The following is a 24369-nucleotide window of genomic DNA, read 5'->3' on the forward strand; positions in this document are numbered from 1 at the left end:
TGGGCACACTCCGGTTAGTCTAAGCGCATGAGTATGCAACTGACCCGAGTCGATCCCGATGACCGCGATACTGGTGAGCTCATTGAGTTCTACACTACGGAAGAGTTTCCTTTTCACGTGGCGACGTCCGGCTGGTCAGAGGAATCGGTCCGCGAACGAATTGCGACCGGATACTTCCTCGGCGAGACGAACGAGACATTCTGGCTCGATCACGGTGAGTACGGGCGGATCGGTATCGTCCGACTCGAGGATCTTCGTGACGAGACTCCGATGCTCGACCTCCGATTGGCCGCACGGTTCCGGGGCCTGGGGCTCGGCGTTGCGGCATTGAACTCCATTTCCGATCACATGTTCGCCAATACGCGAGCGATACGAGTGGAAGGTCAGACCCGGGAAGACAACTGCGCCATGAGGTCGGTCTTCGAACGAGCGGGCTGGACAAAGGAAGCTCACTACCGTCAGGCGTGGCCCGTTGCCGGTGGAGACCCTTTGGATTCAGTCGCCTACGCGATTCTGCGCAGGGAATGGGAGACAGGGGTCCGTGACGTGCTTCACTGGCACGATCGTCGACACTTCCCAGAGCGGACTCGAAACGGGATCACGTATTCGTCGAATGACGTGTCTTCGCGCAGTGAGCTGCTCGGCCTCTACGATTCAGTCGGATGGTCTGCTTATACAAACGACCCGGAACGGCTGATCCTCAGCGTGCTCAACTCCGCACATGTCGTTTGCGCTCGCGAGAAAGGAACTCTTGTGGGACTGGCTCGCGTTATCAGCGACTTCGGGACACTTGTCTATCTGCAGGATGTCCTCGTTGACCCCAGGGTGCAATGGCGCGGCATCGGAACGGAACTCGTCATCCGTGCCTTCGAACCTTTCGCCGACGTCCGACAGACTGTTCTGCTTACCGACGATGATCCGAGATTGACGGCGTTCTACGCTTCTCTCGGATTCAGCGAGGCCTCCCCATCTGCAGGGGCGGCTCTGCGTGCTTTCGTCCGATGATGAGAAAGTGCCCCTGACCCGAAGGTCAGGGGCACGTCCGCTCAGTCGGTCAGCATCTGACCGTCAGAGTTTGCGTCAGTTGTTCTTCTTGCGACGCATGGTCAGAACAACAGCGGCTCCGCCGACGAGGAGGAGTCCGGCTCCGGCAGCAAGGCCGGTCAGCTCGGCACCGGTGCGAGGCAGATCAGAGCCACCGCCGTCACCGTTTCCGTCGTCGTTGCCGTTGTCATCGCCATCGTTGCCGCCACCGTTGCCGTCTTCGTCGGCCACGACCTGGAAGGAACCGGTGAGGGCTTCTTCGTCTTCGGCGTCGTTGGCTCCGGTGACCTCGAGATCGTACTGACCGAGGTAGGCCTCGGGGTTCGAGGCGCTGGTGCCGTAGATCGAGAATCCGACGACTCCGTCTGCATTGGCGGTCTCTTCGAGAGTGATGCCCTCGACATTGTCCGGACCGGCAACAACCTCGAGGCTGACCTTCTCGCCCTCTTCGAAGCCTTCAGCGGTGACCTGCACGCCCTTGTCTTCCTTCACGAAGTCAGAAGCAGAGACTTCCTTCGGGTCGACGGTCAGGCTGCGCTCGGCAGGGGCCTCTTCAGCCTCAACGGTCACAACGAACTCAGCCGGGGCGGAGTCCTGTCCGTTGACGTTGACGACTGCGGTGTAGTTGTACTCACCGGCTTCGGCAGGAGCCTCGGTCGAGAAGTTGCCGTCAGCATCGGTCTTGACGGTCACATTGCCCTCAGCGGGTGCGGCCTGAGCGGAACCAGCGTTGGCGCCAGCAGACTTCCAAGTCAGCTTCACTTCAGCATTCGGAGCGGCCTGACCGCTGATCTTTCCACCTTCGACGACTGTCTGGTCGCCGACCTTGGGAGCTTCGGGCTTCTCGTCACCGTCAGCGTCGGAATCAGCTTCGTCATCCTTGCCGTCGGCGGCTGCGGAAGCGTCTGCCTCTGCTCCGTCTGCGTCAGCCGAAGCTTCAGCATCGTCGCCTTCTGCAGCGGACGAAGCGTCGGCATCCTTGGCGTCTGCATCAGCGTTGTCGGAAGCGTTGGCGTCGTCGCCTTCTGCGGCTGCCGAAGCATCCGCGTCCTCACCCTCAGCGGCAGCAGAAGCATCTGCGTCCGAGTTGTCGTCGCCAGGGGGCTCCTCGGCGGGGTCCTCGAAGGAAATCGACTGGTTCGACTGCTCGAGGGAGTAGTCGAGGTCGGCTACCCAACCGAGTGAGAACTCGGTGCCGTCGTCCCATTCAGCAGGTCCGCCACCGGAGATCACGCCCACTGCGGTGTCTCCCTGGAAGACACCGCCGCCGGAGTCGCCGGGCGCCGAGAACGGATCGCTCAGCGACGACTCAACAGCAAATCCATGCACCCAGCGATCGCTGACGCTCATGAAGTCGAACGGCGCCTGCTCGCGAGGGATGACCTGGCCCTCTGTCAGTCCGGTCGTGCGACCGGCCTTCTGAATGCTGCCTTCGGTATGCGATCCCACAGAGGTGATAGCCGCGACCGAGGATGAGAGGTCTTCATCATCAGACCAATCGGTGATACCGCTCTTCACGTTGTACTTCGACTCGTCGACGTCGATGACGGCGAAGTCGATATCGCCCTCACTGCCTGTCTCGTCATCAGGTTCGACAGGGCTGCCGTACTTGTTGTATCCCCAGGAGCCGAGAGAGCCTACCCCGGTGACTTCGCCACCCTGACCACCGGCGGCGGGAGAAGAGTTGGGAAGCTCGGTGTCGAGGATATCGTTCGAACCGAGGTCCTCGCCGTTCTCTCCGGTGTCTTCGGCACAGTGGCCCGCCGTCACGACGACAGGGTTACCCTGATCGTCCCATCCGGAGAATCCGGTCGAGCAGGCCCCTGTTCCGCCGGTGCTCGGCGAGGTCAGCAGATAGCCGGCGCCACCGACCAGATCGTCAGCGGCATGGGCTTCGACTTCGGGAATACCGGCCTGAACGACGACGCTGTCAGCCCCGTACTTCTTCTGGAGCTTCTCAATCTCTGCCGAATCTACGTCACCTTCGTTTTCGACACCGAGGTGAAGTGTGCCGTTGTCGAAACCGAAAGCATTGACGACGGGAATGGACTTCGCAGCCTTCTGCGCAGTCTGCTGAGTGAGCTCAGGCGAATCTGCCATTGCGGGCCCGGTGACGAGTGCGCCTCCGAGTCCGAGTGCTGTCGCTGCGGCCAGCGCCAGCGAACTCTGCACGAGTTTCTTCTGCATAAGTTGTTGTCTCTCTTGTGTGAGGGATCAAAATCACGAATCGATGACCTAAGTCACGATAAGGTTACGGGCCGCACTCAGGGACTACCAAAAAAGTACGTGGAAAACTGTGAACTTAATGAACGAAACTTCAACAGGTGTACAAAGCGACTTGCCTTTATCCGCCGCGCGACCACGGGATGAATTGACGATGCCCCCGGCCAGGAGGCCGGGGGCATCGACATTAGGCGTTCAGCAGACCGTCAAACGGTCAACATCACTGCACTCAGTTGTTGTTCTTGCGACGCATGGTCAGAACGATTGCGGTTCCGCCCACGAGGAGCAGTCCGGCGCCGGCAGCAAGGCCGGTCAGCTCGGCACCGGTGCGAGGCAGATCAGAGCCACCGTCACCGTTTCCGTCATCGTCATTTCCTTCGCCGGCTCCGCCGTCGGCATTGCCGTCGTCGTTGTTGCCGTCATCGTCGCCACCGGTTCCGCCACCGGAGCCGTCTTCGTCAGCAACAACCTCGAACGAACCGGTCAGTGCCGACTCATCCTCGGTGTCGTTGGCGCCGGCGACCTCGACGTCGTACTTACCGAGGTAGGCCTCGGGGTTCTCGGCGCTGGTGCCGTAGATGGAGAATGCGGCAGCGCCGTTCTCGTTGGCGGTCTCTTCCAGCTCGATGCCTTCGACACCCTCGGGTCCGCTGGCGACTTCGAGGGTGACTTTCTCACCCTCGTCGAAGCCCTTGACCGTGATCGTCACGCCGTTGTCTTCCTTCACGAAGTCGGAAGCCGCGATCTCCTTGGGGTCGACACTGATCTCGCGTTCGACCGGGGCGGGAGTCTCGGACTCGTCCTTCTCAACGGTCACATCGAATTCGGTCTGTTCGGACTTCTCGCCGTCAACGGTCGCAGTCGCAGTGAAGTCGTAGTCACCCTCTGCCTTGGGTCCTTCGACGGAGAAGTTTCCGTCCTTGTCGGCCTTGACTGTCTCCGAACCGCTTTCAGCAGCCTGAGCGTCGGCCTGGTTGCCCTTATCGCTTTCGGCAGCCTCCCACTTCACCTCGACCTCGGCGCCGGCCTCAGCCTTGCCCTTGACCTTGCCTTCTGGCTCGATGGTCTGGTCTTCAGCCTTCGGAGCGGCGGGAGCCTCGGGAGTCTCCTCCCCCGGCTTCTCGAGGTTGAAGTCCGTGCCGGACTCCTCGAGCGAGTGATCCAGGTCAGCCACCCAGGTGAACGAGGTGTTCGCGTCGAGGTCGCCGCCACCGGAGATGACACCGACGGCCGTCTTGCCCTGGTACACGCCGCCACCGGAGTCGCCCGGCTGTGAGAAGGGCTTGTCGATCGGCGAGGTCACGCCGAATCCGTGGACCCAGCGACCGCCGACGTTCTGGTAGTCGAAGTCGTACTCCGAGCGCGGCAGAACTTCGCCGTCGGTCTTACCGGTGGTGCGGCCCGACTTGTTGATCGCACCTTCCTTGTGTTCGCCGACCTCGGTGATCTCGGTCGTCGACTTGGCCAGATCGTCCGAATCAGCGGTGGACCAGTCGGTGATGCCGTTCTTGACGTTGTACTTCGACTCGTCGACGTTGATGACGGCAAAGTCGATGTCCGACTCACTGGGCTCGGGCCAGTTATCCTGGTCGGCGCCCTCGAGCAGGTCGCCGCCGAAGTTGTGGAAGCCCCACTTGCCGATGACGCCGTCGCCGGAAGCCTGGAATCCTTCTCCACCGTTGGCTTCAGAGGTCGAAGGCTTCTCGGTCTGATCGACAGTGGTGTCACCGTCGAACTCGTTGGTCTGCTCGTTGATGATCTTCGAGCAGTGTCCGGCAGTCAGGACGACGGGCTTGCCGTCTCCGTCCCAGCCGGTGAAGCCGGTCGAGCAGGCTCCGCCGTTTTCGCCGGCCTTGGCGAGGTAGCCGGCGCCGCCGACGAGGTCATTCTTCGCGTAGGGCTTCAGTTCCTTGATGCCCTCGGTGACCTTGATGTTCTTGTACTGCTTTTCGAGCTTCTTGATCTCGTCGGTCTTCTTGGCAACGCCGATGCTGAGCTCGCCGCCTTCGGTGCCGTAGGCGTTGACCCCCTCGACACCGGACAGAGCCTTCTGGACGTGAGCTTCACTCTGGAGGTCCAGCTTCTGCGGAGCGTTGTCGGCCATCGCCGGCGAGGCAACGAGCGCGCCGCTCAGGCCCAGCGCCGCTGCGGCACTGATTGCCAGCGAACTCTGCACGAGTTTCTTCTGCATAAGGTTGATTCCCTTGATCGTTGTCGATGCTTCGATTGCCCGACCCCTTCAACACGCTTCGCCGCAGTTCGGCGGTCAATGTCTCTGGTGTCAGATTTCCAACCGTGTGAAAGATTACGGTTTGATCACGAGACATGGCAAAAACCATCAGCGTCGCAGGTGAACACAACTTACAGAAGTCGAGGTTCACAAGCCGTCCTGTGTTCTTCCAGGGGCCTCGAAAACGGTGCCGTTATGATCAGGGGCATGCCGAACCACACACAGCTTCGCGCCCTGGCCGCTGCGAGACCCGCATCGAGGCTCGCGCTCGGACTCGCCGCCCTCGCCCTCACACTGCCCTTGGCAGCCTGCGACACCGGCGTCGACCCACGGAGCCCGAGCTCCCCCTCACCCACCGAATCCACCGAAACCGCGCCCCCCAGCGAAGAGGCCTCCGAGCCTGACCCGACCGGCAAATGGACCTCACCGGAAAAGGGTGACCCCTTCCTCGAATTCGCTGAAGACGGTTCGCTCGAAGGTTCTGACGGCTGCAATGCGATTATTACCAGCTGGAAAGTCGAAGGCGACGAGATCGTCATCGATTCCTTCATGTCGACTCAGAAGGCGTGCGCAGGCGTCGACACCTGGTTGAGCAAGGCGTCGACAGCCGCCATCGAAGGCGACGTCATGAAAGTCAAAGACAGCAACGGAGAAGTCATCGGCGGACTGGAGAAGGAAGACAAATGACACAGGAACTCATCGGCCGCTGGGTGGCTGAGACGAACGAACGAGCATTCCTCGAGTTCTCCGAGAACGGGTCACTGCGCGGCAGCGACGGCGCCAACAACCTCGTGACCTCATGGTCGGCCGAGCCGGAAGGATACATGATCAGATCCTCGATCATGACGCTCAAAGCCGCTCCCGGAATGCTCACGTGGGTCCCCAAAGCCAGGCGGGTCGAACCCGACGGTGACCGTCTGCGACTCTTCGACGCCGCAGAGAACCACCTCGGCGATCTCCATCGTCAGCCGCCGGGCACCACTGAAACGCTCGGCGCTCGGTAGATGGCCGGGGGTCTGATCGCACTCCTTGACGACGTCGCCGCGATCGTCAAGCTCTCGGCTGCCAGCCTCGACGATGTCGCTGCCGGTGCGTCACGAGCCGGCGCCAAGGCTGCGGGCGTCGTCATCGATGATGCGGCGGTGACGCCGAAGTTCGTCGAAGGAGTGAATCCGAAACGTGAGCTGCCGATCATCCAGCGCATCGCTGTGGGCTCGCTCTTCAACAAGCTCGTCATCATCTTGCCGGTCATCCTGCTGCTCAGCCAGTTCCTGCCCTGGCTGCTGACCCCGCTGCTCATGGTCGGCGGCACCTATCTGTGCTTTGAGGGTGCCGAGAAGATCGGTGAGAAGCTCGGGTGGATTGCCCACCATGAGAAGGAGACTCCCGCCGCGGATGAGCCGACCGATGGTGCGGCAGCGGAGAAGAAGGTCGTTCGTTCAGCCATCACCACCGACTTCGTCCTCAGCTGCGAGATCATGGTCATCGCCCTCAACGAGGTGGCCGGTGAGTCCCTGACCAGTCGCGCGGTCATCCTCGCCGTCGTCGGCATTGCGATCACCGTCGGTGTCTACGGTGTCGTCGCGCTCATCGTGAAGATGGATGACATCGGTCTGCATATGGCGAAGAAGGATTCCCCCGGACAGCAGAAGTTCGGTCGGTTCCTCGTCGGAGCCATGCCGAAGCTGCTCGCGCTGCTCTCCGTCGTCGGCACCTTCGCAATGCTGTGGGTCGGCGGCCACATCATCCTCGTCGGCACCGATGAACTCGGCTTCCACGCCCTCTACGGCTTCGTCCACCACCTCGAAGAACCCGTCGCCGCAATCGCGGCCGTCGGCGGATTCCTCGGCTGGCTGGTCAATACGTTCTTCTCCTTCATCCTCGGCGCGATCTGGGGAGGCATCGTCGTCGCTGTCATCGTCGGAGCCAAGGCGCTTGCGACGAAGCCAGGGAACAAGGACGCCGCTGCTTCATAGGCGGGCGCAATCTGTTCGTATCCGCTCGTCGGCGCCGACGGCTTCGAGCCCGTCCTTCATCGTGTCGCTGAGCCTTTCTGAGTCTGCTGCTCCTGAACAGGCGCGTCAGCGTTGGGAGAAGGTCTTCTTCGGTGCTCCTGCCACGATCATCGGAGCATCCGTGACCGGATCGTCGATGACCGTGCACTCGATGCCGAACACCTTCTGGACGAGGTCCGAGGTGATGATCTTCTCCGGCGGCCCCTGAGCGACGATTGCACCGTTCTTCATCGCAATGATCTCATCGGCATAGCGGCACGCTTGGTTGAGGTCGTGGAGGACCGCGACCATCGTGTGCCCGTATTCGTTGTTCAGCTGTGAGAACAGGTCGAGCAGTTCGATCTGGAAGGCGACGTCGAGGAACGTCGTCGGTTCGTCGAGGAGCAGCAGCGAGGTCTCCTGCGCCAACACCATGGCCACCCACACCCGCTGACGCTGACCGCCGGAGAGTTCGTCGACCTGCCGGGACGAGAGTTCCTCGGTGTTCGTCGCCCGCAGTGCGGTGAGCACTGCGGCCTCGTCTGTGTCGGTCCACTGTCTGAGGAACGACTGATGCGGGTGCCGGCCGCGGGCGACGAGTTCGCCGACAGTGATGCCTTCGGGCGCGATCGAACTCTGCGGCAGCAGACCCAGGCGGCGAGCGATGCTCTTCGTCTTCATCTTCGCGATGTCCGTCCCGTCGAGCAGGACCGATCCCTTAGCCGGAGGCAGGAGTCTGGCCAGGGCTCGCAGCAGGGTCGACTTTCCGCAGGCGTTCGGGCCGACGATGACGGTGAACTTGCCGTCGGGAATCGACACGTCGAGGTCGCGGACGACCTGTCGATGGTCATAGGACAGATCGAGATTCCGCGCGACCAGCGGTGACGGAGAGGTTGTGGATGTGCTCATTGTGCCTTCCGAGCTTCTTGGATGAGGAGCCAGATGAGATAGATGCCGCCGATGCTGACGGTGACGACTCCGACGGGCAGCTGGATGTCGCCGAGGGCATGCTGAGCGATGAGATCGGCCCCGACCAGCAGCAGCGCTCCGACAGCTGCGGAGGCGAGCAGACTGGTGCCCTGGGCGCGAGCGATCCGTCGCCCGATCTGCGGGGCCGCCAAGGCGACGAAGGCGATCGGTCCGGCGGCGGCGGTGACCACTGCCACGAGGGCGACGGCGACGACGATGAGTGCTGCGCGCACCGGTTCGTTCCTCACTCCCAGCGCCTTCGCCGTATCGTCTCCCAATTCCATGGTGTGCAGGTCACGGGCGAAGATCCCGCAGCCCAGACAGAGGACGATCGTGGCGACCGCTGCGGGGGTGATCGTCGACCAACCCATGCCGTTGAGAGACCCGGCTCCCCAGGTCGCTGCGGCCATCGCGAGTTCGAGGTCCGCGCGCAGGATCAGCCAGGTGTTGAACGCGTTGAGCATGGCCGTCAGCGCAATGCCGACGATGATGAGTCGGAAGCCTTGGACTCCGCCCTTCCACGTCAGCAGGTAGACGACGACGGCGGTGAGGATGCCGCCGATGATCGCACCGAACGCCGTGGACACATAGCCTGCGCCGAAGACGATGATGGTGACGATTCCGCCGGTGTAGGCGCCGGTGGAGAAACCGATGATGTCGGGGCTTCCCAGCGGGTTGCGGGTCAGCGACTGGAACACCGCTCCCGATACCCCCAGCCCTGCTCCGAGCACGATGCCGGCGATGATCCGCGGAGCGCGCCATTCTCCGACGACGGTGTTGACGATGCGTCTCTCGGCCTGACCGAACAGGCCCTGGAACACTTCGGCTGGGGTGAGCGAGAACTTGCCGAGCATGAGTGCGGCGAAACCGCAGGCCAGCGCCAGGAGCGTGACGATGCCGACGGTCAGAACGACGCGCATGTCGATGCGCTGGCCGAAGATGCGCAGCATCGGCCGTCCGAAGTCGATCTTCTCCCCGGGAAGCACGGACCGGTCGATGTTCATCTCGGTCGATTCGAGTCGGGTCGGTGCAGTCTTCACAGTCCGCTGGCCTTCTTTCGGCGTACGAGCGCAATCAGGACGGGGGCTCCGACGAAGGCCGTGACGACACCGACCTGCAGCTCTCCGGGTTTCATCACCACACGCCCGATGACGTCTGAGGCCAGGAGGAGGATGGGTGAGAGGAGAACGGAGTAGGCGAGGATCCACCGTTGATCGGGTCCGACGATCCAGCGGGCGATGTGCGGGATCATCAGTCCGATGAAGCCGATCGGCCCGGCTGCGGCGGTCGCGGCGCCGGCCAGCAGCGTCACCGCGAGGATCGAGAGGATTCGAGTGCGGTTGACCGAGGTGCCGAGGCTCGCAGCGAGGTCGTCGCCGAGTGCGACGGCGTTGAGCGAATGGGCCAGTGCCAGAGCCAGCACCGTGCCGACGGCGATGAAGGGCAGCACCGCGGTGACCGCGTCGAAGTCACGACCGGCGATCGCGCCGACGTCCCAGGAGCGGAAGGAGTCGAAGGCCCGTTCGTTCGTGAGCAGGATCCCCTTCGTCAGTCCTGTCAGCACGGCGGCCATGGCCACTCCGGCCAGAGTCAGTCGAATCGGGTCGACGGTGCGGGTGCGCCCGGACGAGCCGATGATGTAGACCCCGACGGTGGTGAGGAAGGCACCGACGAAGGCGAACCAGATGTAGCCGTTGATCGAGGTGATGCCGAAGAAGCCGATGCCGATCGTCACCGCGAAGGAGGCACCGGCGTTGACTCCGAGGATTCCGGGATCGGCCAGCGGGTTGCGCGTCAGTGCCTGGATGAGCCCGCCGGCAAGCCCCAGGCCCATGCCGACGAGGATGCCCAGCACGGTCCGGGGCAGACGGAGTTCGAGGACGACGAGTTGGTCATCGCTGCCGGTCGGAGCGAAGAAGGCGTCGAGCACCTCGGAGACGGGCATGTCCCTGGCACCGATGGCCAGGGAGGCCAGCACCACGACGACGAGAGCGAGCACTGCCGCGATCAGTCCCGTGGTGCGTTTGATCAGCAGAGCCCGACCGGTGGTACGTCCGGCATCCGCTTCCTCCTTCGCCGAGGAGAGTGTGGCGGATGCTGTCATCGGGGTCGGTCCTTCGAGTGGCTCACTAAGGTCAGGCTAACCACACTGTAACGCACTCCCCGATGACAGCCAAGCGCTGGAGGGATCAGCTGCCTGTGATCTTGCCGATCCTTTCGGAGACCTGTCGCTGGATGCGTGAGAGCATTCCGCTCATTCCGCGCAGCCGCAGCGGACTGACGACCTCCGACATCGACAGACGCAGCGGCAGGTCGGCGGGCACCGACAGGATCGCCTCGGCGCTGGCTCCGTCGAGCCCTTCGTGGAGGATACCGGCGAATCCGCGCGTCGTCGGCGCCTCCGGGGGCGCGGAGAAGTGCAGGCGCACCTCAGCCTGCTCCCCCGCCTCGGGGTCGGCCACCTCGGTGACGAGGAAGATCGGCGACTGGCATTCGGGCACAGGCTCGAGCAGTTCGGGATGATCCGTGTACTTCGCGGGCAGGTCCGGAAGGTCGGTCGCGAACTCCAGCAGCACCTGCAGACGGTCATCGGCCGGGGTTTCGGCGAAATCGACCACGATCTCCGCCAGCGCCTCCGGCAGGTCATCGGTTGTGGGTGTGGTGGCCTCAGTCATCAGCGCCCGGGCACCTCTCCGGGCTCGGCTCCGGTGACGATCGGCACGGCCACGACGTTGCCCCATTCGGTCCAGGAGCCGTCGTAGTTGCGTACATTTTCGTAGCCGAGCAGGTGCTTGAGGACGAACCATGTGTGGCTGGAGCGCTCACCGATGCGGCAGTAGGCGATCACCTCGTCGCTGGTGCCCAGTCCGGCCTGCTCGGTGTAGAGCTCCTTGAGTTCGGCTGCGGACTTGAAGGTGCCGTCCTCGTTGGCCGCCTTGCCCCAGGGCATCGACTTCGCACCGGGGATATGGCCGCCGCGCAGTGCGCCTTCCTCCGGATAGGCGGGCATGTGGGTGCGTTCGCCGGTGTATTCTTCGAGGCTGCGCACATCGATGAGCGGCAGTTCGCCGAGGCTGTCCCGGACGTCGGACAGAAAAGCGCGGATGACTGAATCGTCGCGTTCGACGACGGGGTATTCGGTGGGTTCGGGCCTCGGCTTCTCGGTGGTCATCTCTCGGCCTTCGGCCTGCCATTTCGCACGTCCGCCGTCCATCAGGCGGACGTCTTCGTGACCGAAGAGGGTGAAGACCCACAGTGCGTAGGCGGCCCACCAGTTGGACTTGTCGCCATAGACGACGATGGTGTCATCGCGGGAGATGCCCTTGGCGGACATGAGTGCGGCGAATCCTTCGCCGTCGACGTAGTCACGGGTCACGGGGTCGTTGAGTTCGGTGTGCCAATCGACCTTGACTGCTCCGGGAATGTGCCCGGTCTCGTAGAGCAGCACGTCTTCGTCGCTTTCGACGATGACGAGTCCGGGATCGCCTGCATGCTCAGCCACCCAGTCGGTGCTGACCAGTCGGGTTCCGTCCGCGTATTCGGCGAACTTCGGTGCGGGATCGGCCGGGATCGAAGTGCTCACGCATTCCTCCTCAGGGTTGGTGACTAGTTGTGCTCGACATGGCAACGCCGAGCGCGTTCAGCATATTCCTTTTCAGGGTCGGCTGAGGAATGCCGTCAAGGCTGAGACGAACGCCTGCGGCTTCTCCGAATGCACCCAGTGGCCCGAGCCTTTGACGGTGAGAAGGGTGGTGCGTGGGAACAGGCCGCGCATCTGCGGCAGGTCGTCACGGCTGACGTAGTCCGACTTCTCGCCGGCGACCCACAGGACGGGGTGGTCGAAGACGGAATCACCCATCTCCGGGAAATCCCCGATGATATCGAGGCTCGAATGCAGGAGTGTGAGGTTGGGCTGCCAGGAATACCCCGCCGAGGTGGGGCGCAGGTTCTGCAGCAGGAATCCTCTGATCGCGGCTTCGGGGATCGGCTCCTGAAGCGCCGCATCGGCGTCGGTGCGCGATTCGATCTGTTCGAGATCGAGGGCGGCCAGGCTGGAGAGGAGATGATCGAATACGCCGGTCGAGCCGCCGGCGTTGGGGCCGATGTCGACGACGACGAGGCGGTCGATCAGGCTCGGGTGGCGCAGGGCGAGCACCATGGCGACCTTTCCGCCCAGGGAATGCCCGACCAGGTGCACCGGCTGTTCATCAGGACCGACCGCCTCGGCGATATGGTTCGCAACGGCATCGGCGAGCTCGACGTAGTCGAAGGTCTCGGTCCATTCGGAGTCGCCGTGGTTGGGCAGGTCGACGAGGAGGCTGGAGAATTCGGGCTCGATGTCCTTGGCGATGCGGGTGAAGTTCTTGCCTCGGCCGAACAATCCGTGCAGGAAGACGACCAGGCGCCCGGAATCACCGATGCGAGTGCTGTTGATGGTGGTCACGTCTCCAGCCTATCCCGTCGGTCTCCTATCCGGTCGGCCTCCCGCGCAGACTTCCGTACCCGAGGGATCCCGCACCGGTAGGGTGAGGGCATGCACTTCTCCGAATATGACACTCGACTTGCCGGCTACGCGGTCATCGTCAATGACGACGACGAAATCCTCCTCAGCTGGTTCAACGGCGGGAGGGACCGCCTGCACGCGATCTGGACGCTGCCCGGCGGCGGAATCGAATTCGACGAGAGCATCGAAGCGGGCACGATTCGGGAGATCAGAGAGGAGACCGGCTACGACGCTGAGCTTGTCCGCCCCCTGACCACCCACTCCTTCACCGAATCACGACGCAATCCGGTGTTCGGCGATTCGACCTCTCGCCCCTTCAAAGGAGTGCGCGTCGTCTACGAGGCTCGGGTCACCGGCGGCACGCTGGGCACGCTCGAGGTCGACGGGACGACGGACCGGGCCGAGTGGCTGCCGATCGACTCGCTGACAGATGTGCGGCACGCCCGCATCATCGACGTCGGTCTCGATGCGCGGCGTGCCGCGTCGTAGTCGGCAATCGCGGTAGGACGGCTACTTGACGATCTTCTCGAGTTCGTCAGGCAGGTGTTCGGCCGCGTACTTCGCTGAGAGGATGGAGTTGAGCGAGAACGCCATCCGCAGGTCGTCCATGTCGTCGGTGAAGACGAGGGAGCGACCGTCCTTGACGGCGGGGATGCGCTCAAAGCCCTCATCGTCGGTGACGTCGGAATCGGGGATGTAGATCGGGAACGTCAGCAGCACATCGGCGTCGAGGGTCTTGAGGTTCTCCTCGGAGACCGGGACGGAGAATCCTTCGGCCTCGCTCTCATCGATCTTCGGTGACTGAGTGAAGCCGAGTCGCTCCATGACCTCCACCCGGCTCGACTTCTCGACATACGCGCCCCACCCGTCCGCAGTCTTCGCAGCAACCGTGGCGGTCTTGCCTTCGAACTCGGGATGAGCCTCCGCCGCATCTTCGAACGTCTGATCGAGATCGTCGAGCAGCTTCTTCCCGTCGTCGTCCTTATCCAGCGCTTGGGAGACGAGATCGACCTGCTGCTCCATCGTCGTCAGGTAGTTGTCGCCGCCTTCGGGAACGCCGACGGTCGGAGCGATCTCGGACAGACGATCGTAGCGCTTCTGCTCTCCCGAGCTGTTCGTGTCGAGGATGAGGTCGGGTTCGAGTGCGGCGATCGCCTCGTAGTCGGGTTCCATTGTCGCGATGATCTCCGGGTCCTGGTCATAGAGGTCTTCGGCCCAGGGGCCGACGCCCTTGCCGCCGAACTCCACCCAGTCCGAAGCACCGACGGGCTGGACGCCCAGCGCCAGGGCGGTCTCGGCGTCACCCCACCCGAGCGCGACGACCTTCTGCGGGTCGGCGGGCACCTCGATGGCACCGAATTTGGTGTCCACCGTGGGACCGGAGGCGGAGTCTGCTGAGTCCGATCCTCCTCCGCCGCAGCCGGCGAGAACGAGAACAGAGGCGAACAGTGGAGCAAGAATTCTGCGCATGGGAGGGAGTCCTTCTTGAAGTATTAGGCGAGCCTAGCTTAACCCATCATCATGCAGGTGATTGCACTCGACTCTCCCCCCGCCGCAGAACCCCCGCGTCGTGATTCAGGACGCCTTGATCTCCAGACCTTCGATGTCCATCTCGTCCAATCCGACCATGCGAGAGTCTCGGCCGGTGACGATGCGGTGGATGACCCACAGCAGCAGGAATGCCGGAAGCCCGGCATAGGCACTGGCGACCTGGAGCAGCTGACCGTTGACGATGGCCTGCACATTCTGGCCGATGATGACGACGACGAGCATGATGAGCGCGATGATCGGACCGATCGGGAACAACGGTGCCCGGTACGGCAGGTCCGCGACAGCACGTCCCTGCCGGACATAGGCGCGGCGGAACCGGAAGTGACAGCACGCGATGCCGACCCAGACGATGAAGCCGGAGAGACCGGAGACGTTCATCAGCCAGGTATAGGCACCACCGTCGCCCATGATCTCAGTGAGGAATCCGAACAGACCGATCATCGCGGTGGCCAGCAGCGCCATGACAGGCACTCCGCGTTCGTTGAGTCGGGCGAACAGCCTCGGCGCGGTTCCTTCTTCGGCCATGGCGTAGAGCATGCGGGTGGAGGCGTAGAGGCCGGAGTTGCCGGCCGAGAGGATCGCGGTGAGGATGACGGCGTTCATCATCCCGGCGGCCACGGCGATGCCGGCGCGCTCGAAGACGAGCGTGAACGGCGAGGCGGTGATGTCCTCGTTGTTCGCCGAGGCCAGCAGAGAGGGGTCCGTGTAGGGCAGGAGGAACCCGATGACGGCGATGGCGCCGATGTAGAAGAGCATGATGCGCCAGAACACGGTGCGGATGGCTCGCGGCATGTCCTTGCGAGGATTCTCCGACTCCCCAGCGGTGACGCCGACGAGTTCGGTGCCCTGGAACGAGAACCCGGCGATCATGAACACGCTGATGACAGACATCCATCCGCCGACGAACGGAGCCTCGCCCGTCGTCCAGTTGCTCATTCCGGGTGAGGTTCCGCCGAGGATGCCGAAGATCATGAGAACGCCGAGGACGAGGAACGCCAGGACGGCTGCGACTTTGATGGCGGCGAACCAGAATTCGCCTTCGCCGAAGGCCTTCGCGGACAGGAAGTTCAGCCCGGCGAGGAGGATGAGGAAGACCGCCGCCCAGATCCATGACGGCACATCGGGGAGCCAGAAGGACATGATGACACCGGCTGCGACGAGTTCGGCGGCCAAGGTGATCGCCCAGTTGAACCAGTAGTTCCAGCCCATGGCGAAGCCGAATGAGGGGCTGACGTATTTGGTGCCGTAGGTGTGGAACGATCCAGCCACCGGCAGGTGGGTCGACATCTCACCGAGGGACTGCATGACGAAGAGGACCATGATGCCGATCGCGGCGTAGGCCAGGAGGGCACCGCCGGGTCCGGCCTGTGAGATCGTGCCGCCTGAGCCGAGGAAGAGTCCGGTGCCGATGGCACCGCCGATGGCGATCATCTGCAGGTGGCGAGACTTCAGTCCCCGTCGGAGTCGGCGTTCTTCGCTCGCCGAGGCGGCTGTCATTCCCATGGTCATCCTCGTTCGTGGTTCGGCAGGTCCGCGCACGAAGACCCTGGCCATTCCTACCACACACGGGCCCGTTCGAGGCCGATGGGGACGCAGTCTGGGAGGAGGGTCACATCCGCTCGGGTGGGGATTCGAGCAGCTGCAGTATCGGCTTGAGCGCGGAGCGGATGCTGATGACGCGGAACGCCTGGTCGCGGGCGAATGCGAAGAGGCGGGACCGGCCGAACATCAGTCGGGCCAGAGACCGCGAATTGTCGTGAGCCGCCTCGACACGCGGTCGCTGGCGGGCTTCGAAACGTTCGAGTGCGGCCACCGGTTCGGAGGCAACTGAACTGCCCGCGCTTGAGGCCGTGCTGGGCCGAGTGGCCAGGGCGGAGAGTTCGCCGGCGAGCACTCCGGCCGATTCCATCGCCATGCCGGCACCGATTCCGGCCGTGGGGAGGAACCCGGCCGCCGCATCACCGAGCAGAACGGTCCGCCCGTGGCACCACCGGTGTGCCCGTGAATCCCGCAGCGGCCAGAAGAAGGGTGATTCCGCCTCCTCGACCGCAGTGAGACAGGCGTCGATCCGCGGCGTCAGCACCGTGAGACGGTTGCGGACCTCGGCGGCGAATCGTCGCGGGCCGAGCGGCTGCCGGGAGTCGGGACAGCCGAGGAAGACGCCGATTCCGTCCTTGACCGGATACATTCCGAGGAAGAATCCGTCGCCCCAGATCTCATCGACGGCACTCTGATCGTCATCGGCTTCGGCCCAGCAGACCCATCCGCCCCAGGTCGTGTCCACTGCCGACACGGGCGACGGCCCGTCGGCGCCTGTCGCGGCGGGCTTGGCGTTCTTTCCGGGGTCGGTCAACGCAGTCTTGCCGTTTACGAGTCCGCGGGTGCGGGAGTTCATTCCGTCAGCGATGACGACGACATCGAAATCGTGCTCTGCATCTTGGCCCCCATGGCCTCCTTGGGCCAGAGTCACAGTGGCTCCGGCTTCGGACAGTTCTGTCACTGTAGTGCCGAACGCGATCGAGCAGTCGCTGACGGTGAGCACGTCGAGCAGTGCTGCGCGGGAGATTCCGCGGTAGTCGCCGTAGTCGGCCAGCAGGTCACCGAGGCGGTCCTGCCTGAGGACTCTGCCGGTATGCGCACGGGCGATATAGCGGTCGATGCCGACGCTGGATTCGAGGTAAGCCTCCCGGCAGTCGAGTTCGTCGATGATGGGATCGACCATCGGCATGAGGGCGAGCATGTATCCGGCGCGGTTGTCGCCGATCATGCGGCCGGAATCGGCCGAGCGGTCGATGAGGACCGGGTGCATCCCGCGGCCCCTGAGCAGCTGAGCCAGGGTGATTCCGGCGATTCCGGCTCCGACGATGAGGATGCGCGGCTCTTCTGGACTCACGTCTTTCAGCTGGTCGTCGACCGTGACGCTGGTGATCATGTATGAGCTCCTTCGTCGATCCAGTTCAATGTGCCACCCTCAATGTGGACCGGGTGGTCCACACACGATATCACCGACTGGACCGGATGGTCCATAGACTGGATGGCGATTGCTACACTGACGACGTGTCCGAGACTGCATTGGCGCGTATGCGCCCCGAGAAGCGCGCCGCGCTCATTGACGCCGCCGCGCGAGAATTCGCTTCGCGAACGTTCGAGGAGGCGTCGCTCAATCGCATCATCTCCACCTGCGGGATGAGCAAGAGCTCCTTCTACCATGTCGTCGATTCGAAGGACGACCTCTTCGCCCTCGTCGTCGCCGATCTCGCTGCATCCGCCCGCCGGTTCTGGACACCGCCTGCTCCGGAGACTTTCTCAGACGGGTTCTGGGACCGAGCACGCTCGGTCTGGGGCAACATCGCGCGAACATGGCCGGAGAGCCCCGATCTCACGCGTCTGTGGCACATCGTCTATGCGAATGCGGACAGTCCCGCGGTCCGGGAGCTCGCCGGCCATGTCGAAGAGTGGGTGCGCGCCGTACTCATCGTCGGGCGTAAGGCCGAGGCGATCGATGTTGATTGTCCGCTCGAACTCCAGACACTGACGGTGTTCTCACTGCTGCGCACTTTCGATGAAAGGGCTCTGTCACTGACGGAGGACGACAGCGCGGCCGTCGATCCGGCGGAGATCTCGGTCCATCAGTTCCGACTGCTCACACGTCTGCTGCAGGCCTGACGGAGACTCACAGGGAGTCGGCCGACAGCTTCCGGTCCGAGGCCGGTGCATGAGGCAGGCCCCGGACGAGTTCGGGACCGAGGTCGGAGATGCTGCGGACGCCCATGAGACCCATGGCGGTGAGGATCTCCTGCTGGATGAGGGCGATCGCCCTCTCGACGCCTCGCTGACCTCCGGCCATGAGGCCGTACAGATACGCCCGGCCGATGAGCACGAAGTCCGCCCCGGCGCACAGTGCGGCGACGACATCGGTGCCGGACATGATCCCGGAGTCGAAGATCAGCTCCATCTCCGGTCCGACCTCCGCTCGGACTTCGGCCAGTGACGTCAGCGGGTCCGGAGCCCGATCCAGCTGACGGCCGCCGTGGTTGGAGACGACGAGTCCATCGGCTCCGACGGATTGCGCGCGCTGGGCATCCTCGGCAGTGAGAATGCCCTTGACGAACAGTCGCCCGGTCCACTGTTCGCGGATCCAACGCAGGTCATCGAGGTCGAGAGTCGGATCGAACATCGTCGCTGTCATCTCCGCCAGGGACTGGGAGGTGTTCGACAGTGATGCGTACTTCGGCGGTTCGGTGGTGAGGAAGTTGAACCACCAGCCGGGGCGATAGGAGGCGTCGAGGATGGTCCCCAGCGTCAGTCGGGGTGGGATCGTCAGACCGTTGCGGTGATCACGCAGACGCTGACCGGTGATCGGGGTGTCGACGGTGACCAAAAGGGTCTCATATCCGCTGGCGGCGGCCCGCTGGATCAGGTCAAGGCTGCGTTGCCGGTCCTTCCACAGGTAGAGCTGGAACCACCGGGTGGAATCCGGTGCCGCCTGCGCAACGTCTTCGACAGAGGTCGTGCCCATCGTCGACAGTGAGAACGGGATTCCGGCCTTCGACGCCGCACGCACTCCGGCGACTTCGCCTTCGGAGTGCATCATGCGTGTGTATCCGGTCGGGGCGATGCCGAAGGGCAGTGCGGTTCGGGTGCCGGCGATCGTCGTCGACGTGTCCGGGGCGTCGACTCCATGGAGGATTCGGGGAAGCAGCTCGACGTTGCCCAGCGCGTCACGGTTCTTCGCCAATGTCCGCTCATCCAGAGCGGCACCGTCGACATAGTCGAACGGAGCCGTCGGCGTCACGCGCTTGGCGATGCGGCGGAGGTCCCAGATGTCTGCGGCCGACTCCAACCTCGCGGCGACTCGGTCGAGGCGGGGCAGGTCGAACTGGAGCAATGGAGCGAGCTCTTTGAGATCAGGCAGTCGGCGTTTCATTTCTCTCCTCATTCTCGGCCCAGGTGGCGCTTCTCGGTCCGATTCTTTCACTCCCGGTTGAGGTAGGCGAGCACTGCCTCGACGCGGCGGCTCGTCGTCTCCCCCGCTTGGAGGCCGAGTTTGTCGAAGATCGCGCTGATGGCCTTCTCGACGGAGCTGACCGAGACGAAGAGTCGCTCGCCGATGCCCCGGTTCGACAGTCCCTCGGCCATCGCTTCGAGCACTTCGCTTTCCCGCGGGGTCAGGGTCGACAGCGTGTTCTGCCTCTCCGAGGTGGTGAGCAGCTGACGGACGACGTCGGGGTCGATGACCGTTCCGCCCTCGGCAATCCGATGGACCGATTCGAGGAACCGGTCGATGTCGGTCACTCGGTTCTTCAGCAGGTAGCCGACGCCCACCGACTCGGTGCTCAGCAGTTCTGTCGCATATTCACGCAGCACGTATTGGCTGAGCACGAGCACGCCGATGTCCGGAAAACGCCGTTTGATCGCCAATGCCGCCTCCAGCCCTTCGGTGGTGTGGGTCGGCGGCATCCGCACGTCGACGATCGCCAAGGTCGGTCGCAGCTCGGCGACCGCCCGCAGCAGCTCGCCTCCGTCTCCGACGGACGCGACGACGCTGATCCCTTCGTCTTCGAGCAGACTGCGGACGCCTTCACGCAGCAGCACCGCATCATCGGCGAGAACGACGCGCATCTGATTCTCCGTCTGTATCTCTGTCATGGTCACCTCTAGCTCTTCTCACTCTTCGTGCTGCCCATCTGTGCTTCGGCACCGAGCGGGATCCAAGCGCTCACCGTCGTGCCCGTGCCCTCTGCGGAGTCGACATTGAGACTCCCGTCGAGGGCACCGACCCGTCGCGCAAGCCCTTGGAGTCCTCCCCCGCGCGGATCGGCTCCGCCGCGGCCGTCATCGGAGATGGTCACGGTCAGCGCCGTCTGCGCCTCGGCGACGATGCTCACCGTGATCGCGGTCGCCTCGGCGTGTTTGACGACGTTCGTCACGGCCTCGCGAACGACGAAATAGGTCGCAGATTCCACTGCTGCCGGAAATCTGCCTTCCGGCACGGTCTGGAGGGTCAGCGGTACGGGGCTGCGCCCGGCGATCCGCTCGAGCACGGGGCGAAGCCCATGCTCATCCAGCGCTGTGGGATAGACCCGCCAAGCGACTTCCCGCATCTCGTCGATGAGGTCCTGGGACTGGATCAGCGCATCGTCGAGCAGGGATTCGGTCTTCACCGGATCCGAGGCCCGCCTGGCACGCGCGATGAGCATAGACAGGGACACGACGTTCTGCTGCACGCCGTCGTGCAGGTCGCGTTCGATCCGGCGTCGTTCCTCGTCGATGGCGAGCACGACTCCACGGCGGGTCGTCAGCAGTTCGCTGATGCGGGTGTAGACGGCGAAGGGGCGCTCCACCTCGACGAAATGCGCGTCGATGCGGCTGTGCGCCCAGCTGGCCGCCTCGGCCAGAGCGACGGTTCCGATGAGGTTCGCCGCCCCGTAGAGGACACCGACGAACAGCGTCGGCTGGGAGATCGACCACATGTCGAACCCGATGTTGACGGCTCCCCCGATGAAGAATCCCTGGAAGAGCGAACCGAGAGTGACGACGAAGAATCCGCCGAGGAGGTTCGCCGTGGGGATGATGGCGAGACCTGCGACGAGGCCGTTGCCGAGCAGGAATCGCCGTTTCATCGGTGCAGATGCGAGGACGAGTCCGAATCCGCGGGAGTGCCGGGCGAGTTCCCAGCCCCGGACTCTCGTGGCCACGCGTGAGGTGGGCGGGAGAACGGAGGTGATGACAAGCGGCAGGCACAGCAGACCACCCCACACGACAGCGAGGACGGACCGCGTCCACCGCGCGGCGAACATCCGTACTTCGGGAGGAAGGCGGGTGGACAGCGCGCTCGGCCAGGGCATGAATCGATCGTAGCAACGCCGATCGCCGACTCACAGGGGGTTCGACCGCAGTCTCGGATTCCGGTTTTCCGCAACGGCACTTGCCGGTCGACTGCACCGACTGTGTGCCCGACCGCGTACCGACCTTCCCGCCCGGTACCTAGCGTGGATAAGTATGGATCTCGCACTCGAGCTGCTCACTGCCTCTCTCACCTCTCCGTGGGTGTACCTGCTCATCGCCCTGGCCGCGGCTCTGGACTCGCTCGTGCCGATTGTGCCCTCGGAGACTCTGCTCATCACCGCTGCGACCTTCGCCGCGACGGGGCAGCCGCACCCAGCAGGGCTCGTCCTCGCCGCTGCGTCCGGAGCTCTCCTCGGCGATCTGGCGGCTCATCTTGTCGGCCGTTTCGCTGCGACCGGGGTCGGACGGTGGCGACGGTGGTCCCGAATTGAGAAGCTCCTCGGCTCCGCCCACACGGCTTTCTCTCGCCGAGGCGGGACTGTGCTCATCGCCGGTCGGTTCGTTCCCGGAGGCCGCAGTCTGGCGACCATCGGCTCCGGCCTGCTCGGGTTCCCGATCCGAAGCTTCCTGCTCTGGGACGGAGTCGGAAGTCTGGCCTGGGCGCTCTATTCGACGGGAATCGGACTCATCGGGGGCACGCTCTTCGAGGACCGGCCGCTGCTCGGGGTCGCCGTCGGCATCGGAATCGCCCTGGCCATCACCGGCAGCGTCGAACTCGCCCGACGCTTGCAGAGCATGCGCCGGCGCCGCCGCACACGCAGCAGGCGCCGCACCCGCAGCAGGAGTCGATTCGACAATCTCCGAGGCCGAGATGTCATGATGGAGAGGATGTCTCAAACACATGTGTGGTACGTCAGCTACGGATCGAACATGGCCCGCGATCGGCTCGCCTGCTATCTGCAGGGCGGGCGACCACCCGGTGCGAAGGTGACCTATCCGGGTGCCAGAGACAGCACCCTCCCCCAGGCAGAGGCCGGGATCGAGCTGCCCGGGACGATCTACTTTGCCGGAGAGTCGAAAGTCTGGGGCGGTGGCATGGCCTTCTACGACCATTCCGTCCCCGGACCGACACCGGCCAAGGCCTACCTCATCACTGCCGAGCAGTTCGCCGATGTCGCGGCTCAGGAGATGAATCGGCCGCCCGAACCCGACAGTCCGCTGGAGCGGCTCGTCTTCGACCTGCCCTCAGGCAGCTCACATTCTGTGGGCCCCGGCGGTTACGAGACGCTGCTCGTCCTCGATGATGTCGACCGCGTCCCCATGGTCACATTCACCGCAGCCCACGGTTCGACCGACACCGAACACACTCAGCCGCAGGAGCCATATCTGGCGATGCTGCGCACGGGCACGGCTGAAGTCAGGACCGCTTCTGGGCTTCCCCTGCCCGCAGCTGCACAAGTGTGAGGTCGAGCAGAGGAGTCGGCACTCCCAGCTCCGCAGCCTTGAGCGCCATGTCGCCGAGGATGTGCTCCGTTTCGCTCGGCAGCCCAGCCGTCACATCCCGGTAGAGGGATGAGGTGAAGGCCGAACCGTCCTCGGTGAGCATCTTCAGCGTCATGGCGTGTGAGGCCTCCGAGACCGGGTGTCCGGCCGTTGCCGCCACGGCTTCGAGCTCGTCGACGATGGCATGCACATGCGACCGGCCGCCGGCTTCCATGATCGCCCCGACCGGAGCACGGAACAGGCAGGTGACGACACCGGCCGCGGCGATGAAGGTCCACTTCTCCCACAGCCCGTCGATGATTCCAGCGACGGTCTGGAGCTTGAACCCCGGCACGTCGAGAGCGTCGGAGATCCGCGCGGGCACCTGGGCACCGTGGAGGTCGCCGATGGTCATCACGGCCAGGTCGGTGAGCTGAACGACGGCTCCGTCTCTGATGGTGCCGACGATCTTGACGAATCCGCCGAGCACCTGTCCGGGGTATCTGTTCTGCAGCTTCTCGATCTGAGCCATGCCGTTGAGGAACGGGATGATCGTCGTCTGCTCTCCGACAGCCGGTCCGATGTCATCGATGACCGAGTCGAGGCCGCCGGCTTTGACCGCGATGATGACGAGGTCGAAGATCCGTGGTGCGGCTTCGAGCTCCTCAGCGGTGATGACATCGACCTGATTCGTCCGATCGGCATCGGGAGCGGTGAAGCGCATTCCTTCTGCGCGGACCGTCGCCGCTCGAGCCTGCCGGAGCAGGAATGTGACATCACGTCCGGCCTCCTGCAGATAGGTGCCGAAGGCTCCGCCGGTGGCACCTGCCCCGGCGATGAGAATCGACAGATCCGCGCCTGCACCGGTTCCCTGGGCTGCGCTGTCAGCTGCTTGGGTCATTCCAACTCCTCCTTGAGCTCCCGAGCGGCCGCCGCGGGATCCTCAGCCGAGGTTATCGCACGAACGACTACGGCACGGTTCGCACCCGCCTGTCGGACCGCGTCCAGCCTCTCCCCCGCCGCGATCCCGCCGATGGCGAACCACGGTTTGTCCGCCTCGGCGGCGGTGGCGGTGAGCAGCGCCGTTCCCACGGCTGCGCGACCGGGCTTCGTCGGGGTCTCCCAGACGGGTCCGACACAGAAATAGTCGGTCTCCGGGTCCGCTTCGGCGGCGAGCGCCTGTTCGAGGGAATGGGTGGAGCGGCCGAGGATGACATCGGGGCCGAGTACGGCCCTGGCCTGAGAGCTGGTGAGGTCGCCTTGACCGACGTGGAAGACATCAGCGTCGGTGAGCAGTGCGACGTCGGCGCGGTCGTTGACGGAGAAGAGCTTGCCGTGGCGAGCGGCGACATCCCGGAGGACCTCCAAGGCTGCGATCTCCGCGCGGGCCTCGAGGCTCTTGTCCCTCAGCTGGATGATGTCGACGCCCCCGCGGTAGGCGGCGTCGAGGAACTCGGCGAGGTCGCCCTGAGAGGTCCTGGCATCGGTGCACAGGTAGAGCGACGCTTCGGCCAAACGGGCCTGCCTCCAGGCTCTCTTCGTCTGCCGTGCTGCGGTGCGCGGTGGCATCTGTGTGGTCATGG

The 24369-nt window shown here is 64.1% G+C and carries 23 protein-coding genes; 7 read left to right on the forward strand and 16 right to left on the reverse strand.

The window, feature by feature from the left end:
- Positions 1–27: 27 nt before the first annotated feature.
- Entirely contained in the window at positions 28–1005 is a 978-nt protein-coding gene (locus EB835_RS20800) for a GNAT family N-acetyltransferase (protein ID WP_346763129.1), read from the forward strand.
- Between the two features lie 75 nt (positions 1006–1080).
- On the opposite strand, the gene EB835_RS00825 is transcribed toward EB835_RS20800, so the two are convergent.
- Positions 1081–3231 carry a S1 family peptidase gene (locus EB835_RS00825; RefSeq protein WP_135807605.1) on the reverse strand — a complete coding sequence of 717 codons (2151 nt, stop codon included), beginning with the start codon at positions 3229–3231 and terminating at the stop codon, positions 1081–1083.
- Between the two features lie 265 nt (positions 3232–3496).
- Positions 3497–5458, reverse strand: coding sequence for a S1 family peptidase (locus tag EB835_RS00830; RefSeq protein WP_135807606.1), 1962 nt, complete (start codon positions 5456–5458; stop codon positions 3497–3499).
- A 246-nt stretch (positions 5459–5704) separates the two neighbouring features.
- On the opposite strand from EB835_RS00830, the gene EB835_RS00835 reads away from it, so the two are divergent.
- The 3 genes from EB835_RS00835 to EB835_RS00845 are packed head-to-tail and all read left to right on the forward strand — an operon-like array spanning position 5705 to position 7473.
- Positions 5705–6184 carry an META domain-containing protein gene (locus tag EB835_RS00835; protein ID WP_135807607.1) on the forward strand — a complete coding sequence of 160 codons (480 nt, stop codon included), beginning with the start codon at positions 5705–5707 and terminating at the stop codon, positions 6182–6184.
- Positions 6181–6501: an META domain-containing protein gene (locus EB835_RS00840; RefSeq protein ID WP_135807608.1), complete on the forward strand. Its 321-nt coding sequence runs from the start codon at positions 6181–6183 to the stop codon at positions 6499–6501. Before EB835_RS00835 ends, EB835_RS00840 begins: the two co-directional genes overlap by 4 nt.
- The gene (locus EB835_RS00845) at positions 6502–7473 is read left to right on the forward strand and encodes a DUF808 domain-containing protein (RefSeq protein ID WP_135807609.1); all 972 of its coding nucleotides are present in this window, start codon (positions 6502–6504) and stop codon (positions 7471–7473) included.
- Positions 7474–7578: 105 nt separating this feature from the next.
- Here EB835_RS00845 and EB835_RS00850 read toward each other — a convergent pair whose 3' ends face one another.
- The 6 genes from EB835_RS00850 to EB835_RS00875 form a co-directional block, all read right to left on the reverse strand.
- The gene (locus EB835_RS00850; RefSeq protein WP_135807610.1) at positions 7579–8400 is read right to left on the reverse strand and encodes an ABC transporter ATP-binding protein; all 822 of its coding nucleotides are present in this window, start codon (positions 8398–8400) and stop codon (positions 7579–7581) included.
- The gene (locus EB835_RS00855; protein WP_240688451.1) at positions 8397–9500 is read right to left on the reverse strand and encodes a FecCD family ABC transporter permease; all 1104 of its coding nucleotides are present in this window, start codon (positions 9498–9500) and stop codon (positions 8397–8399) included. Before EB835_RS00855 ends, EB835_RS00850 begins: the two co-directional genes overlap by 4 nt.
- Positions 9497–10564 carry an iron chelate uptake ABC transporter family permease subunit gene (locus tag EB835_RS00860; RefSeq protein WP_135807611.1) on the reverse strand — a complete coding sequence of 356 codons (1068 nt, stop codon included), beginning with the start codon at positions 10562–10564 and terminating at the stop codon, positions 9497–9499. Before EB835_RS00860 ends, EB835_RS00855 begins: the two co-directional genes overlap by 4 nt.
- An 85-nt stretch (positions 10565–10649) precedes the next feature.
- Positions 10650–11135: a SufE family protein gene (locus EB835_RS00865; RefSeq protein ID WP_135807612.1), complete on the reverse strand. Its 486-nt coding sequence runs from the start codon at positions 11133–11135 to the stop codon at positions 10650–10652.
- Positions 11135–12043: a sulfurtransferase gene (locus EB835_RS00870; RefSeq protein ID WP_135807613.1), complete on the reverse strand. Its 909-nt coding sequence runs from the start codon at positions 12041–12043 to the stop codon at positions 11135–11137. The genes EB835_RS00865 and EB835_RS00870 overlap by 1 nt, the downstream gene beginning before the upstream one ends.
- Positions 12044–12115: 72 nt before the next feature.
- Complete coding sequence (locus EB835_RS00875; protein ID WP_135807614.1) at positions 12116–12904, reverse strand: alpha/beta fold hydrolase; 789 nt, start codon at positions 12902–12904, stop codon at positions 12116–12118.
- A 90-nt stretch (positions 12905–12994) separates the two neighbouring features.
- Here EB835_RS00875 and EB835_RS00880 point away from each other — a divergent pair, with 90 nt between their 5' ends.
- Positions 12995–13453: an NUDIX hydrolase gene (locus tag EB835_RS00880; RefSeq protein ID WP_135807615.1), complete on the forward strand. Its 459-nt coding sequence runs from the start codon at positions 12995–12997 to the stop codon at positions 13451–13453.
- 21 nt (positions 13454–13474) lie between these two features.
- Here the strand turns inward: EB835_RS00880 and EB835_RS00885 are convergent, their stop codons facing one another.
- The 3 genes from EB835_RS00885 to EB835_RS00895 all read right to left on the reverse strand — a co-directional run bounded on the left by EB835_RS00885 (position 13475) and on the right by EB835_RS00895 (position 17447).
- Positions 13475–14434 (reverse strand): iron-siderophore ABC transporter substrate-binding protein, encoded by a 960-nt coding sequence (locus EB835_RS00885; RefSeq protein WP_135807616.1) that lies wholly within the window; start codon positions 14432–14434, stop codon positions 13475–13477.
- A 105-nt stretch (positions 14435–14539) separates the two neighbouring features.
- Entirely contained in the window at positions 14540–16012 is a 1473-nt protein-coding gene (locus tag EB835_RS00890; RefSeq protein WP_135807852.1) for an amino acid permease, read from the reverse strand.
- Between the two features lie 112 nt (positions 16013–16124).
- Positions 16125–17447 carry an FAD-dependent oxidoreductase gene (locus EB835_RS00895; protein WP_135807617.1) on the reverse strand — a complete coding sequence of 441 codons (1323 nt, stop codon included), beginning with the start codon at positions 17445–17447 and terminating at the stop codon, positions 16125–16127.
- A 125-nt stretch (positions 17448–17572) separates the two neighbouring features.
- Here EB835_RS00895 and EB835_RS00900 point away from each other — a divergent pair, with 125 nt between their 5' ends.
- On the forward strand, positions 17573–18181 hold the full coding sequence (locus tag EB835_RS00900; RefSeq protein WP_205749829.1) for a TetR/AcrR family transcriptional regulator: 609 nt from the start codon (positions 17573–17575) through the stop codon (positions 18179–18181).
- A 7-nt stretch (positions 18182–18188) separates the two neighbouring features.
- On the opposite strand, the gene EB835_RS00905 is transcribed toward EB835_RS00900, so the two are convergent.
- From EB835_RS00905 to EB835_RS00915, 3 genes are read right to left on the reverse strand one after another with little or no spacing between them, the layout of a single operon-like run.
- Positions 18189–19442 (reverse strand): alpha-hydroxy acid oxidase, encoded by a 1254-nt coding sequence (locus tag EB835_RS00905; protein WP_101544819.1) that lies wholly within the window; start codon positions 19440–19442, stop codon positions 18189–18191.
- Positions 19443–19489: 47 nt separating this feature from the next.
- A complete protein-coding gene (locus tag EB835_RS00910) occupies positions 19490–20137 on the reverse strand; it encodes a response regulator transcription factor (RefSeq protein ID WP_101544985.1) in 648 nt (215 codons plus the stop codon).
- Positions 20138–20172: 35 nt separating this feature from the next.
- Complete coding sequence (locus EB835_RS00915; protein WP_135807618.1) at positions 20173–21363, reverse strand: sensor histidine kinase; 1191 nt, start codon at positions 21361–21363, stop codon at positions 20173–20175.
- Between the two features lie 154 nt (positions 21364–21517).
- Here EB835_RS00915 and EB835_RS00920 point away from each other — a divergent pair, with 154 nt between their 5' ends.
- Entirely contained in the window at positions 21518–22768 is a 1251-nt protein-coding gene (locus EB835_RS00920; RefSeq protein WP_135807619.1) for a DedA family protein, read from the forward strand.
- On the opposite strand, the gene EB835_RS00925 is transcribed toward EB835_RS00920, so the two are convergent.
- Positions 22722–23687: a ketopantoate reductase family protein gene (locus EB835_RS00925; protein ID WP_135807620.1), complete on the reverse strand. Its 966-nt coding sequence runs from the start codon at positions 23685–23687 to the stop codon at positions 22722–22724. The two genes, EB835_RS00920 and EB835_RS00925, sit on opposite strands and share 47 nt — an antisense overlap.
- Complete coding sequence (gene thiE / locus EB835_RS00930) at positions 23684–24367, reverse strand: thiamine phosphate synthase (protein WP_240688455.1); 684 nt, start codon at positions 24365–24367, stop codon at positions 23684–23686. The genes EB835_RS00925 and thiE overlap by 4 nt, the downstream gene beginning before the upstream one ends.
- Positions 24368–24369 lie beyond the last annotated feature (2 nt).

Origin of the sequence: Brevibacterium sp. S22, assembly GCF_004745485.1 — a bacterium.
GTDB lineage: Bacteria > Actinomycetota > Actinomycetes > Actinomycetales > Brevibacteriaceae > Brevibacterium.

Coding starts and splice junctions, on each gene's coding strand:
- EB835_RS00910 (WP_101544985.1), bottom strand. CDS start 20,137: ATGCGCGTCGTTCTCGCCGATGATGCGGTGCTGCTGCGTGAAGGCGTC.
- EB835_RS00880 (WP_135807615.1), top strand. CDS start 12,995: ATGCACTTCTCCGAATATGACACTCGACTTGCCGGCTACGCGGTCATC.
- EB835_RS00890 (WP_135807852.1), bottom strand. CDS start 16,012: ATGACAGCCGCCTCGGCGAGCGAAGAACGCCGACTCCGACGGGGACTG.
- EB835_RS00915 (WP_135807618.1), bottom strand. CDS start 21,363: ATGCCCTGGCCGAGCGCGCTGTCCACCCGCCTTCCTCCCGAAGTACGG.
- EB835_RS00895 (WP_135807617.1), bottom strand. CDS start 17,447: ATGATCACCAGCGTCACGGTCGACGACCAGCTGAAAGACGTGAGTCCA.
- EB835_RS00840 (WP_135807608.1), top strand. CDS start 6,181: ATGACACAGGAACTCATCGGCCGCTGGGTGGCTGAGACGAACGAACGA.
- EB835_RS20800 (WP_346763129.1), top strand. CDS start 28: ATGAGTATGCAACTGACCCGAGTCGATCCCGATGACCGCGATACTGGT.
- EB835_RS00835 (WP_135807607.1), top strand. CDS start 5,705: ATGCCGAACCACACACAGCTTCGCGCCCTGGCCGCTGCGAGACCCGCA.
- EB835_RS00845 (WP_135807609.1), top strand. CDS start 6,502: ATGGCCGGGGGTCTGATCGCACTCCTTGACGACGTCGCCGCGATCGTC.
- EB835_RS00830 (WP_135807606.1), bottom strand. CDS start 5,458: ATGCAGAAGAAACTCGTGCAGAGTTCGCTGGCAATCAGTGCCGCAGCG.
- EB835_RS00860 (WP_135807611.1), bottom strand. CDS start 10,564: ATGACAGCATCCGCCACACTCTCCTCGGCGAAGGAGGAAGCGGATGCC.
- EB835_RS00825 (WP_135807605.1), bottom strand. CDS start 3,231: ATGCAGAAGAAACTCGTGCAGAGTTCGCTGGCGCTGGCCGCAGCGACA.
- EB835_RS00885 (WP_135807616.1), bottom strand. CDS start 14,434: ATGCGCAGAATTCTTGCTCCACTGTTCGCCTCTGTTCTCGTTCTCGCC.
- EB835_RS00850 (WP_135807610.1), bottom strand. CDS start 8,400: ATGAGCACATCCACAACCTCTCCGTCACCGCTGGTCGCGCGGAATCTC.
- EB835_RS00925 (WP_135807620.1), bottom strand. CDS start 23,687: ATGACCCAAGCAGCTGACAGCGCAGCCCAGGGAACCGGTGCAGGCGCG.
- thiE (WP_240688455.1), bottom strand. CDS start 24,367: ATGACCACACAGATGCCACCGCGCACCGCAGCACGGCAGACGAAGAGA.
- EB835_RS00905 (WP_101544819.1), bottom strand. CDS start 19,442: ATGAAACGCCGACTGCCTGATCTCAAAGAGCTCGCTCCATTGCTCCAG.
- EB835_RS00865 (WP_135807612.1), bottom strand. CDS start 11,135: ATGACTGAGGCCACCACACCCACAACCGATGACCTGCCGGAGGCGCTG.
- EB835_RS00920 (WP_135807619.1), top strand. CDS start 21,518: ATGGATCTCGCACTCGAGCTGCTCACTGCCTCTCTCACCTCTCCGTGG.